The organism is Ruthenibacterium lactatiformans (assembly GCF_000949455.1).
GTDB lineage: Bacteria > Bacillota > Clostridia > Oscillospirales > Ruminococcaceae > Ruthenibacterium > Ruthenibacterium lactatiformans.
The window spans coordinates 288,390-300,892 of record NZ_JXXK01000001.1 but is presented as its reverse complement, the minus strand read 5'-3'; the positions used below and the strand labels follow the sequence as shown (position 1 = coordinate 300,892).

The 12,503-nt window shown below is 48.9% G+C and carries 15 protein-coding genes; 2 read left to right on the top strand and 13 right to left on the bottom strand.

What is annotated here, in order from left to right; all coding sequences use genetic code 11:
* Positions 1-91: 91 nt before the first annotated feature.
* The gene (locus TQ39_RS01420) at positions 92-490 is read right to left on the bottom strand and encodes a cysteine-rich VLP domain-containing protein (RefSeq protein ID WP_050004285.1); all 399 of its coding nucleotides are present in this window, start codon (positions 488-490) and stop codon (positions 92-94) included.
* 126 nt (positions 491-616) lie between these two features.
* On the opposite strand from TQ39_RS01420, the gene TQ39_RS01415 reads away from it, so the two are divergent.
* Both TQ39_RS01415 and TQ39_RS01410 read left to right on the top strand, forming a co-directional pair.
* Positions 617-895: a type II toxin-antitoxin system RelB/DinJ family antitoxin gene (locus TQ39_RS01415; protein WP_005924829.1), complete on the top strand. Its 279-nt coding sequence runs from the start codon at positions 617-619 to the stop codon at positions 893-895.
* Entirely contained in the window at positions 892-1,182 is a 291-nt protein-coding gene (locus TQ39_RS01410) for a type II toxin-antitoxin system YafQ family toxin (protein ID WP_002596328.1), read from the top strand. The genes TQ39_RS01415 and TQ39_RS01410 overlap by 4 nt, the downstream gene beginning before the upstream one ends.
* A 107-nt stretch (positions 1,183-1,289) precedes the next feature.
* Here the strand turns inward: TQ39_RS01410 and mobQ are convergent, their stop codons facing one another.
* The 12 genes from mobQ to TQ39_RS01350 all read right to left on the bottom strand — a co-directional run bounded on the left by mobQ (position 1,290) and on the right by TQ39_RS01350 (position 12,492).
* The gene (gene mobQ, locus TQ39_RS01405; protein ID WP_082052070.1) at positions 1,290-2,735 is read right to left on the bottom strand and encodes a MobQ family relaxase; all 1,446 of its coding nucleotides are present in this window, start codon (positions 2,733-2,735) and stop codon (positions 1,290-1,292) included.
* Positions 2,736-2,921: 186 nt separating this feature from the next.
* On the bottom strand, positions 2,922-3,212 hold the full coding sequence (locus tag TQ39_RS01400; protein ID WP_050004284.1) for a DUF3847 domain-containing protein: 291 nt from the start codon (positions 3,210-3,212) through the stop codon (positions 2,922-2,924).
* Between the two features lie 28 nt (positions 3,213-3,240).
* Complete coding sequence (locus tag TQ39_RS01395; protein WP_009296689.1) at positions 3,241-3,702, bottom strand: RNA polymerase sigma factor; 462 nt, start codon at positions 3,700-3,702, stop codon at positions 3,241-3,243.
* 10 nt (positions 3,703-3,712) lie between these two features.
* A complete protein-coding gene (locus TQ39_RS01390) occupies positions 3,713-4,165 on the bottom strand; it encodes an RNA polymerase subunit sigma-24 (RefSeq protein ID WP_050004283.1) in 453 nt (150 codons plus the stop codon).
* Positions 4,166-4,268: 103 nt separating this feature from the next.
* Positions 4,269-4,682: an RNA polymerase sigma factor gene (locus TQ39_RS01385; protein WP_007860240.1), complete on the bottom strand. Its 414-nt coding sequence runs from the start codon at positions 4,680-4,682 to the stop codon at positions 4,269-4,271.
* Positions 4,683-5,159: 477 nt separating this feature from the next.
* The gene (locus TQ39_RS01380; RefSeq protein ID WP_024724761.1) at positions 5,160-5,543 is read right to left on the bottom strand and encodes a metal-dependent transcriptional regulator; all 384 of its coding nucleotides are present in this window, start codon (positions 5,541-5,543) and stop codon (positions 5,160-5,162) included.
* Positions 5,543-7,282 carry an ABC transporter ATP-binding protein gene (locus TQ39_RS01375; RefSeq protein ID WP_050004282.1) on the bottom strand — a complete coding sequence of 580 codons (1,740 nt, stop codon included), beginning with the start codon at positions 7,280-7,282 and terminating at the stop codon, positions 5,543-5,545. The genes TQ39_RS01380 and TQ39_RS01375 overlap by 1 nt, the downstream gene beginning before the upstream one ends.
* A complete protein-coding gene (locus TQ39_RS01370) occupies positions 7,279-9,018 on the bottom strand; it encodes an ABC transporter ATP-binding protein (protein WP_050004281.1) in 1,740 nt (579 codons plus the stop codon). Before TQ39_RS01370 ends, TQ39_RS01375 begins: the two co-directional genes overlap by 4 nt.
* On the bottom strand, positions 9,011-9,673 hold the full coding sequence (locus tag TQ39_RS01365) for a hypothetical protein (protein ID WP_059004508.1): 663 nt from the start codon (positions 9,671-9,673) through the stop codon (positions 9,011-9,013). Before TQ39_RS01365 ends, TQ39_RS01370 begins: the two co-directional genes overlap by 8 nt.
* Positions 9,654-11,147, bottom strand: a complete 1,494-nt coding sequence (locus TQ39_RS01360) for an ABC transporter ATP-binding protein (protein WP_050004279.1) — start codon at positions 11,145-11,147, stop codon at positions 9,654-9,656. Before TQ39_RS01360 ends, TQ39_RS01365 begins: the two co-directional genes overlap by 20 nt.
* A complete protein-coding gene (locus TQ39_RS01355) occupies positions 11,147-11,887 on the bottom strand; it encodes an energy-coupling factor transporter transmembrane component T (protein WP_050004278.1) in 741 nt (246 codons plus the stop codon). Before TQ39_RS01355 ends, TQ39_RS01360 begins: the two co-directional genes overlap by 1 nt.
* Entirely contained in the window at positions 11,887-12,492 is a 606-nt protein-coding gene (locus TQ39_RS01350; protein WP_015533385.1) for an MptD family putative ECF transporter S component, read from the bottom strand. The genes TQ39_RS01355 and TQ39_RS01350 overlap by 1 nt, the downstream gene beginning before the upstream one ends.
* Positions 12,493-12,503: the final 11 nt, after the last annotated feature.

Here is a 12,503-nt window from a genome sequence, read left to right as displayed (position 1 = left end):
CTTGGGATTCTGTACGCATTTTAAGGCCGTTTTAGGGGTCAGAGGATAAATCTATCAGCCTGCCTTTGACACCCCCGAAAAAAGCCTTGATTTACAAGGGTTTTTCAGCCCCTAAAGCGTGACATTTCTCCCGTTGTTTCCGCTTGCGCTTTGCGGCATTGATCCGCTTCATGCGTGCGGCACATTCCGGGCAGTATTTGGCCCGGTTGGAACCGGGGGTAAACAGCGCCCTACATACGGCGCACTTTTTCGCATTCAGCCGGTGGAACAGCGCCGTTTCCAGTTCCTTATCCTGCGGCAATACCGCCGCCCGAAACCACCTGCACAACAGGGAGTGGGAAATAGACTGGACACAGACACATTCCTCCCCATCGTCCAGGGCGATACAGTTTCCGTCGATGTAGTTACAGCACTCATGCACCAGCCTCCGCACTCTGCGGTACTGGCGGTAATCCATGACGGGGATAGGTGCAGACTTATTGTTCTTCATAAATGATTTCTTTCATAAAGCCGGTAACCTCCTTGAATGAATTTATTGTTAAATATTCGTGCAAAGTATTGTTTTCTTCGTGCAAATGGCATATACTATAATTGCCAGCAGAAAGGGGTTGATCGTATGGCTGGAAATACCACAAACATCAGTATCCGCATGGACGCAGATTTGAAAGCACAGGCGGACGCACTGTTTACTGAACTTGGCATGAACCTGACTACGGCGTTTAACATCTTTGTGCGCCAGTCGCTTCGTGAAGGCGGCATTCCCTTTGAAGTAAGGCTGGAACAGCCGAACAAAGAAACGGTTGCTGCCATGCTGGAAGCGGAAAGGATTGCAAAAGACCCGTCTGTAAAGGGCTACAATGACCTTGACGAGTTGTTTGCTGACCTGAAAAGATGAAAGAAACCAAATATACCGTCAAGTACACGACCAGTTTCAAAAAGGACTACAAACGAGCCATCAAGCGTGGCTTGAAGATTGAGCTGCTGGAGCAGGTCGTAGCATTGCTGGCAATGGGCGAGCCGCTGCCGGATAAAAACCGCGACCATGACCTGTCCGGCGATTGGGCAGGCCATCGGGAATGTCATATTCTCCCGGACTGGCTGCTTGTCTATCGCATAGAGGATGATGTTCTGGTGCTGACGCTGGCCCGCACCGGCACACACAGCGACTTGTTCGGCAAATAAACAGTCTGCCGCCGTATGGGGAAACCTGTACGGCGGTTTTTCTGTATGCAAAGGTATGTCGTGAAACGCGACGCACTTGACAGGGGTACGCCAAAACGCGGTAGCCTTTACCGCTCCGGTCCACGGTCGTGAGACTTGTCCCTTTCCTGTCGGGACAGCTGCTCGGCGGTTTTGCGGAGCCGTTCCACTGCTTTCAAATCCTCCCTCATGGATTTCATGGCAAGCGTGTCCGTCTGCTTTCCGGCGGTCAGCTGGTCGATCTCCCACTGCCATGCCTTCGGGGTGATTGCCTCGCCGCTGTCTTTCAGTTCTTTCAGATACCGGGCCGCTGCGTCATACAGAATCAGTTCCCGGCTGTGGCGCTGTTCAAACTGTTCCCGTTTTTCCGGCTTTACTTTGGCAAGCTGCTTGTGGATGGACTTGTACTGGTTGTACTGTTCCCACATCTCCCCGCGTTCGGTAAGAATGGCGATCCGGCGCTCAGCCTTGACGATCTTTCCCCGCAGGTCATAGTAACAGCTGTTCATATCAGCGATTTTTTCATGAAGCTGCTGCATAGACTGGATGCCGTTTGCCTGCAAAAAGCTGAATAGTGCAGCGCTTTCCTGCAAAGCCCGGATTTTGCCGGTGCGGGTGCGGGGAGCGTTCAACTGCTGCTGGGCTTTCCACAAGGCGATCAAGCTGCTTTGCTGCGTTTGTGGTTTTTCCGCTTCGTCTTTCGACCAGAGATAAAGACGGGTAATGCGGGCTTTGATTTCTTTCAGCAGCTTGTTGTCGGCGGCGATCTGCCGGTTTACTTCGCCCTTGTCGGTGCGGATGCCGCGCTTTTCCATTTGGCTGGCGGCTGGCCCCAGATGGACAGAGGGGATTTTATCAATGCCCTGCCGCTTGTAGCTGCGGTGGTCAATGCGCTCCGGTCTACCGGCAGATTCCAGCGCCCGGTTGGTGTAGGCTGCCCACGCTGCCCGCCAAATCTCCACATTTCCTTTATCGTTCCAATCGGTTGTATCCTCACGATGATTTTTCCAGCCGCCTTTCCCATCCGGGATACGCTGTCCATTCTCGTCCAGATCGTATGCCTTGCGGCACTTTGCGCCCCACTGTCCATTTTCTTTCAGAGGCCGGAGCGTCAGCATGATATGGACATGAGGGTTGCCGGTTCCCTTGTCATGGATAGCAAAATCGGCGCACATCCCCTTGTCCACAAAGTTGTCCTTCACATAGGACCGGACAAGGGCAAGCTGCTGTTCGCCGGACAGTTCACGGGGCAGGGCTGCTTCGATCTCGCGGGCAAGCTGGCTGTCCCTTGTTTTCTCGATTTGCTCCACGCTGTTCCAGAGGATAGATCGGTCTGCAAATTCCGGCGGCGCGTGGGCAGGCAGCATGATCTCCGCATGGACAATGCCGCCTTTCCGGGTGTAGTCGTGGGTCATTCCGTCCCATTCATTTGTCAGCTTGGTTCCGCTGCGGTAAGCAGCTGCGGCAACAGCAGAACGGCCCGCGCTGCGCTTGATGATACTGACGGGGATATGACAGAAATCTATGGGGAACACCTCCTTTCAATGAGGGAATAACAGGCTCTGTGGAGCCGGACAAACGCAAAGCGGGTGTCTGGCTGCGCAGAGCGCACAAGGGGTTTGGGGAGCGTAGCTTCCCATCGCGGACGAAGTACGCAACGCCCCCGGCAGGGCGCACAGCACCGGCAACGGTGTATAAGTGCGCCCTTGTAAACAAGGGACTTATGGCGTGTCCCCGGATTTTGGCAGGTTTGCAGTCAATTCCACAGCCCCCGGAAGATGGGACAGGGCAATCAGGAACGCCTTGACCTCTACGCCGGGAAGGTCGAGGGCCAGAGGGAAAATGCCCTCCAAAATGGCCCCGCGCTCAATCAGGCGGCGGGTGCGAACCCTGCGTTCTTCGTTCCGCTGCTTGTTCTCCAAAATCTTCTTTCGGTTTTCAAGCTGCCGAATCTCCTTCAGGACTTTCTCCCGTTCTTCTTTTTGGGGGTGGGCTGTAATTTTTTCGTTCATGTCAGGCACCTCTTTTCTTTGAAAATACTCATAGATTGACCGTCCATTTCTGTCGAGCAAAGTACCGGCGCAGCCTCCGCAGTGCGGCATGGATGGATTTTCCCGCCTGTGATGGCGTGATACCCTCCATTGCGGCAATATCTTTCACTTTCATACCCAGCATATAGCGGGCGTGGACACGGCGAGCCTGCATAGGCGGCAGGGAGGAAATGGCTTCGTACAATCGCCGTATCAGTTCTTCGTATTCGGCTAATTCTTCTTTTTCTATCAGGTAGTCCTCCGGCGATGGCTGCGCCCAGCCGATGGCGGCATTTTCGATTCCATCGTTACAATCGAGGGAATAAAACGCCTTATACCGGAACATCTTGCGATCTCTGGCGGCCTCGGCTCTCTTGTCCAGAAGAAACGCTTCGACGATCTCATCGGACACCTCCACAAAAATGTCCTCTTTGCAAAATGGATAATATTGTTTGAGATTGATGGTCTGCATAGGCACGCCCTCACTCTGTTTGAAAAAGGTCATCATAGCAGCTGCGCATATTCCGCAGACCTCGACGGATGGCAACGCTGACCTTGCTGCTGTGGATGCCCTCTCTCCGGGCGATTTCTGGCTGCTTGATACCGGCAATGTAGTAGGCGTGAACACGGCGGGCCTGTGTCGGAGTGGCATGAGCCAGAGCCACCGGCAGAGCTGCAATCAGGTATAGGCGGGTGGTCATTTCTTCTCGTTCCAGCAAAATATCTTCCGGCGATCTGCTGTGTTCCAGTGCGTAATTTTCCAGCCAGCTGTATGCGTCCAGAGAGTAGTAGGCGCGGTGGTAGACTTTCCGACGCTCATAGTTCTCCATCTCCCGCTTGGCCTGATACATCGCTGCCCATACTTCGTCCGTAACATCCACAAACTCGTCATGCCGGTAGTGGGGATACATCCACCGCAGATTGATTGTTTTCATAGGCTTACCTCCTGAAAATCGGAGAGGCGGACAGCTCGTCCGCTGTCCGCCCCTCGCTGAGATAAGGGAAATGATCCCTTTCACTTGGTAGCCAGAAAACAGGTCATTCGTTAAGCCTGTTCTCAAAGAAATTTATAAATTTTTTTCTGACCGCCTCCACACTTTGATAAACAGCCACTTTGGAGCAGCCGCACAGTACACCGATCTCTGCAAGGCTCAGCCCGTCAAGCGCATAGAGCAGGAACCGGCGGCGCTGGGCCTCGGTACAGGTGTCCAGAACAGCCATCAGCTCATGCAGCGTTTCCATGCGGCAAAGGTATTCCTCCGGCGTTTCGCCGTAGACCCCTACACCCTCGGTGGTAATGATGTACTCGTCAAACTCCCGGCCATCCCAATGCCGCCGCTGTTCATGGAAGAGGTTCTCCGTTTTATGATCGGCCCGGTCAAGAAATTCATAGACTTCCAGCGTAACCTCCACGGCTACAGCTTGTCCGTTATAATTGATGGTAACTTCCATCTGCCTTTCCTCCATTCAGATTTTTTGGGTAAATCTGAATGAGGCGGCGGGGCGCGGCACTGGGGCCAGGGTTCGGGCCATGCTGGCCCGATGTTCCGGCTCCATAGGGACAAAAAAGCGCCCGGACAGCAAAAAGCTATTCGAGCGCAAAAACTCCAATATTCACTTACAGAATGACAATTTTCGCACCGGCTACCAGACGGGGCCTGTTCGTTGACTGGGCTTTTTTTGACGGTAGTGAAATATCGTCTGAATTTGTCGGCGGTCAATGTGCTTCATGGCGGTTCCCTCCTAAAGCCGCCGTGTCAGCGTGTAGTCGTCACTCCTTTGTTGAGGGCATAAGGAACGGCGGCCTTGATGTTACTCAAAACCGCCGCAGTACCCGGAAAATCCATTATGGGCGCACGAAGCTGCCTGCCCTGCAACGGTTTTTTTCTTTCCCCGTCTTGCGGGGCAGGATCGCTTGTCTTATTTGGTTTAGGTTTGTTCCTGTTCGGCTGCCTCTTTCAGCCGTGAAAAGCTCTCATCGCTGATGATGTGTTCAATCCGGCAGGCGTCAGCCTCCGCAGTCCTGGGGTCAACGCCTGCGGCGATAAGCTGCTCGGTAAAGAAGCAGTGACGCTCGTAGATTTTTTCGGCTACCTCGCGGCCCACATCGGTCAGATGGAGAAAGTGATCTTCGTCCATAGTGAGAAAGCCGCCGTCCCGCAAGATAGCCACTGCATGGCACACGCTGGGCTTTGACACCTCCATGTGCCGGGCCACATCTACGGAGCGTACCATACCGCGTTTCTTTTGGAGAACAAGGATGGTTTCCAGGTAGTCCTCCCCGGACGCATGAAGTTTGTTCTTGCTGCTCATTATGCCAGCTTCCAGTTTTTAATAGATTTCTCTTTTTCCCACATAGTTTGATAAAGCGGCACGGTCTGCAACAGTTCTTCATGTTTCCCACAGCCTTGCAATATGCCGTCAGATAGGACAAGTATCTGATCTGAATTTTGGATATAGGACAAAGTGTGTGATACAAGGAACACCGTCTTGCCCTTAATCATTTCTTCTATGCCCTTCTGTATTGCTACGGCATTTTCGGCATCCAGACTGGACAGCGCCTCATCTAAAAGAATGATCGGGGAATCTTTCAAAATTGCCCTCGCAATAGCGACGCGCTGACGCTCTCCACCGGAAAGGCTTGCGCCGCCCTCGCTGATAACCGTTTGATAGCCCTGTGGGAGCTTTTCTATAAATTCGTGACAGTGAGCCTTTTTTGCCGCCTCTACCACCTGCTCGTCCGTTGCGCTCTGGTTTCCCATTCGGATATTATTCATCATGGTATCCTGAAAAAGATATACTTCCTGAAAAACGACACTCACATGACGCACCAGATCACTATGCTTTAATGTTGCCGCATCTTTCCCATTCAACAGAATCCGCCCGTTTTTCGGCGTCACGAATCCCGGAATTAAATTAAGGAGAGTGGATTTGCCGCTTCCAGAAGGACCCACCAATGCAGTGATCGTTCCGGGTTTAGCTGAAAAACTTACATGACTAACTGCGTCACGCTTTCCATCATAGCTAAACGATACATTTTCAAACCGTACATCGGCTTGTGTATCTGCAAACTGTGTAGTTCCCTGTTTTTCATTTTCGGTCGGCAGGTTGTTGATTTCTGCTATATTATCCAACGATGCGTTTGCAAGATTCATCATGGCAAAGGAACCCATCAGAGCTTCCAGCGGACGGTAAAAAATAATACCCATGATTGCAAAAAACAAATAGGTTGCCGGGGCTAATGAACCAGAACGAACCATTGCAATGCCAACACCCAAACTCAAAAACAGGCCCAGATTCAGGCAGATTTTATAACCCATGCTCCAATTCGTCAGCGTCGCTTCATAACGGTCAGAAGCCGTGCAATATCCGTTCACCTGCTTCTCCACGAGCTTACCAGATTGCTCCAGCCGGTATGCCTTGATCGTTTCCATGCCCTGTACATATTCCAGCGTGGAATCAATCATTGCCACCTGCGTATTTTTCTTCTGCTCTCCCAGTTGAACCATGCTCTTTTGAAACTGCTGGTAGAGGATATAGCCGGGGATGATCCCCGCAAACAGAAGAAGCGCCATACGCCAGTCCACACTAAGCAGCATCAGAGCAAATACAACCGTCATGATCATGCTGGAAACGAAACCGGCAATAATCTCCATGATATTCATTTCCACGAAACTTAAATCAGTTGTAAACAAAGATGTAAGCTGGCTGATCTTGTCTTTTGTAAAGTAGTAGAGCGGAAACTGTTTGATTTTCGCCGCAATCGAAAGACGTTCATCCCGCATCATGGCATAAGATACCGGGCGCTGTTTTGCAATCGTAAAGTAATAAAAAACAAAATGCAGGACAGTATAGACCAGAAACATAAGGCTATACTGCATCAGTTTTTCCTTTGTAAACGAGCCGCCCAAAATATCTTTTATCGCAAGGAACAGCATGAAATATATCGCGCCCTCACAAATTGAGGTCAACGCCTGAAACAGCCACGCAAGATAAAGCTGCTTTTTGCGCTCGCCTGCAAGGTCTAAGAATTTCCTTATCATAGCAATCATGCGTTTACACCTCCCATTTTCCATTGATCGGATTGTTCAAAGGCCGCCCACATATCCTGATACGGGGAGCAACGGTTTATCAATTCATCATGTGTGCCGCAGTCAATCACTTTGCCCTGTTCCAGAACCACAATCGAATCAGCTTCCTTGATACTGGAAAGACGGTGCGCTATTACAAGTACGGTTTTTCCCTCTGATAATTTAGCTAGCGCCTTTTGCAGTAAATCTTCATTGTCGGCATCAATGTAAGCCGTTGCCTCGTCAAGAATCACGACCGGCGCATTTTTCAGAATCGCCCTTGCCAATGTGATTCTCTGTTTTTCACCGCCGCTCAACTTGGTTTCCTTGTCTATCACTGTGTCATAGCCCTTTGGAAGCCGCATAATAAAGTCGTGACATACGGCATCCTTGGCTGCCTGCATCATTTCTTCCTCCGTGGCCTCTGGGTTTCCCATCATAATGTTATCCCGGATGCTCTTTTTGAACAGGAACGTATTCTGGGTCACAAAGGAAATCTGGGACATCAGATCGGATAGCGGAATCTGGTTCAGCGGTACGCCGCCCATACAAATCTGTCCCTCGGTTATATCCCAAAACCGGCAGATCAGGCTGGCCGCTGTACTTTTGCCGCTGCCGGAAACACCGGCGAGCGCCGTTACTTTTCCGTCAGGAACAGTAAATGAGACATCTTTTAATACCGGCTGTTCTTCCCCATAGGAAAATGTAACGTGTTCAAACGCAATCGTGTGGTCGGCAAGTTCTGCCTTTGAGGTCGTATCCGCCATTTCATCCAGCTTCAGAATTTCGTCTATCTTTTTTGCAACAGAGGCGTTCATGCCGATATAATCAAAGTTATTAGAAACAGTTTCCAACGGAATCAGCATGGCAAGCCCCATAAACAGATACATAATATAGCTGGCCGCTGTCACGCTGCCGGAGAGGTACATCAAACCGGCAAGCGGAAACAGGAACACAAGGTTGCTGTTTAAGTCGGTATGATTGAAAGCAACATATTTCAAGCAGCTTTGGAACCACTCTGTTACAACGGTGCTGTAAGTGCGGATGCTTTCTGACAGGCGGCCATAAGTGGATTCGTCGGCAGCAAATATCTTCAGTTCTTTCATACCGTTGACATATTCCACCGTCTTAACGCTGACATCGGCAAACGCCTGATTAAATTCGTCCATTTTTTTCATCTGAACGATAATCATAAGAATACCGACAAGAATAAACAGAACGACCGGAATCAGCATGATACCGGCTACCCTGATGTCCAATATCACCAGCAGGATTTCCATACACAGCGGTACAGCGAGGCCGGAAATAATCTCTGGAATGTTATGGGCGTAAAATGTCTCCAACTGTTCCATATTGTCCATAATGATCGTTTTGACCTGCCCGGATGCCGTTGTTTTCACATAGCCCATTGGTAAGCGGGCAATTTTACGGAACAGCTTTTTACGGGTTTCCCCCAATGTCTGGTAGGCTACCTTGTGAGAGATTTTTGTGCCGGTTCCAAACAGCAGATGTTTCAAAATGATTGCTGCGGCAATCAGGCACACATATTGAAAAAGGTTCTCTGTCCGTTCATCCAGGAAACAGGTCACAATACCCCAAACGCCTAAATAGGGCAGGATGCCGCACAAAACAGACAGGACGCAACAGATCACCGCACCAATCAGGCGGCGCTTATTTCTCTTATCAATTAGTCCAAACAGGGCTTTTACATCACTCATTACAATTCATCTCCTCCTTGCGGAATAGTGAAATTCCAAAATCTGTCCGATACTCCATTTTGCCAACCAGGTATAGCAATAGTTCCATGACTTTAATACGCATAAGGTAATTGCGGTACTGTTCCGGCAGCAAGAGCAGTTCGGTAAAAATATGCTCCACACTTTTTGTTGCGGGTGCTATAAAGCATCCGCCCGCTGTAAAAAGTCCTTGAAAATCCATGTCCTCGTCAAACGCGATTGTCCCCAGCATGATATTCAGGCTGTTTATGATCTGCGGCAGATAAGCCACCACTGAAACACCAACAAAAGGTTCTTCTCCAAAATCACAGCTTTTCAGGTGGCTTGCACCATTGAAAACAGAAATATAATGGTCGCTCATAATCATCTCCGGCTGGTCGCTGAACAGCATATTCACTCGCCCATGAAAGCAATAGGTGACTTCAATAAAACGATCTATACATTGGATATTTTTTTGAATTGGAGTTGTGATATGAACATTGCTATAAACAATTTCAGCACCAGGCATCACTTCAAAGCTCTGCATGGTGCCTTTCCCAAATTTGGGAGAAATTGTATATATCTTTGAATCCTTTTCAACGGAACAGTTACCAATCAGCTCATGGAAGAACAGGAGGTCATTTTCCATTCTCCTCAAGGTTCTGCCTCCTTTCTGACCGCAAGAAAAAATCATGTAGTCGATGCAGATTGTCGGGGGAAAGTGGGTAATCTTCCTGCTGTTTTCCGTTATCTAAATGAATCACTCTTGTACAGGCTGCCGCTAAAAATTCGTAATCATGGGTTACAACAAAAATTACCTTTCCCATTTTGGAAAGCGTTTGAAATAACCCCGCAACCTGAATCATGCTGTCATAATCAAGTCCGCTAGTTGGTTCATCAAAAATTAAAACATCCTTACGGCATACCATACTGACCGCCACGGCTGCACGCTGCTTCTGCCCCCCGGAAAGTGTATTGGGATGATGAGTACGGTACTCATAAATACCCAGCCGTTCCATTGCCTGTTTTGCTGCATCCAGATCAGGATGCTTAATTCCAAATACACATTCCTTTTCCAATGTATCGGCAAATAACTGATAGCTTACGTCCTGCATCACCATATAGGAGCGTTTTAACCGGCTCTTTGCGTTCAGTTCTTTACCATCCCAAAGAATTTGTCCCGTACAGTTTGTGTGCAGGCCGCATAGTGTTCTGGAAAATGTAGATTTCCCGGCTCCGTTATGGCCGATAATTCCTATGATTTCTCCCGGTGCCGCACTCAAATTCAAATCGTCCAGAACCAGTTTTTTCTTATAGAACAAGGATAAGTTCCTGACTTCCAAAATCGGCTTTTGAGAATTTTCAGCAAAGGCCCTTGGCTGTACCTTTGACAAATCTAAAGCGCGAAGTCCCATACTATGCCGCTGTTCTTCAGGAATAGAAAGAAACTGGCTTGGAGAAAACACAGCAGATATAGCCCCGTTTTCCATATACGCAATGCGGTCAACTAATTCCCTCAGATAATAAATCCTATGTTCTGCAATTAGAATGGTCTTGCCTTGTTTCTTTAGGAGTTCAAGTGTACGCCGCAAATCCTCAATAGCATCCATATCCAGATTGGACGATGGTTCATCTAACAAGTAAATACTCGGAGACATAGCATAGATGGACGCAAACGCCACCTTTTGTTTTTCACCGCCAGACAATTCAAATATGCTTCTCCCCGTCAGATGTGCTATATCTAAATCCGCAACTGTCTTTGAAATGCGTTCTTTCATTTTTTCCCTTGGATAAGTCAGATTTTCCATTCCAAAGGAGATTTCACTGTCTGTATCTACATTAAAAAATTGAGAGCGTGGATTTTGGAATACAGACCCCACATACTCGGACACTTCATATATGGGATAATCCTGTATATTTTTACCGTCAACATAGGTTGTTCCGGTGACTTCTCCCGGATAAAAGTATGGAATCAGGCCATTCACAAGACGGGTCAATGTGGTCTTCCCACAGCCGCTTCGCCCACACAACAGCACACACTCGCCTTTGTTGATTGTCAAATCAACATCGCGCAGTCCGCCATTTTGTAATGATTCCTGATAGGTAAAAGAAACCTTGTCAAAACGGATCATTAGCCTGCACCCCCTTTCAATTTCAGCCAGATTGACACTGACATAAACAAAGTGAACAGGATAAAGCATACGGCATCCGCAACACTAAAGTGGATTTCCTGCAAGCAGGTTCGGGGCTTCGGATTTTCCAGCCCCCTTGTAACAGCCGCCGCCGACAATTCATCCGCCACTTTCAGTGCTGACATCATCATCGGAACATAGATACATTCCACTGTTCGGGCCGGATGGGTCAGCAGACTTTTGACGGTTGGAGCTACATCGCGCATCCGCATGGCGTCGCTGATATAGCCCCAATCCTCATGCACCATAGGAAAATAGCGGAGCATGACCGTCAGAGGAATAACCATTGCTTTTGGCATATGAATACGGTTCATGGCCGCCATAAATTCATTTACCCTTGTCGTGCTGACTAAAATACCTCCGAGCATGGCACAAGGAAAGATTTTACGGATAAATACGGTAAATGTTACAATCGCAATCTGCAAAGTCCCTGTCAAATAATTTGTTCCAATGATATGCAGAACAACCATTCCCGCATAGACAGCAGCCATTCTTACCGTAAACCGCTTTGCTCCTACAAGGATGCCGAGAATCACAACGCATACAACCAGCGCAATCTCATAGAGTAAAGAGGGCGCAAGGAACAACGCAACATTTCCGACGATCAACAGATATAGTTTTGTGCGAGGGTCTAAATGTAATGTGGCAAGTGTGTCTTTTGTTTGCAGTTGCATCTCCATTACACTACTCCGGCCTTTTCAAAATGCTTTTTCAATAGTTTCTGGCCTACAAGACCGCTGATAGCAGCACAGATCAACACGCCGATAATCATTGCCGGGAGCATCCAGTTTTGCGCGGTTGAAACCATTGTGTCCATATAGGTCTGTTCTGTTCCCTTTTCTACCAAATATTGCACATAGGCGTCGCGGTCAAACCAAAGCATACCGTAGGAGAAAACTGGGCTGAGAACAAAAATCATGTAGGACAACAGGTTACGCCCTTTGTTTCTAAAGTTCCCGGAACCGGCCAGCAGATCGGCCACAACGCCGAGAATACAATATGCCAAACACATAGACCAGTACATACCGAGTACGAACAGTACACCTCCTACCAAAATACCGGTGACAATGATTGGGCCATGCTTCGGCACCTTCGCCAGTATCAGCATATAAACCGGGCCGCACAGCAGCGCAATAGACAGCGGGCAAAGGAAAGTCAGTACAGGGAAGAACCCAAAGATAGCCTCGCCAATCATGGCGCATACCATGTACAAAGCAGCAAGGATGCCGGTGGTAATCAAATCACGCACAGACAGCCCTTTTTTCATTTGTTGTGAATTAGACATTTTCAACGTCC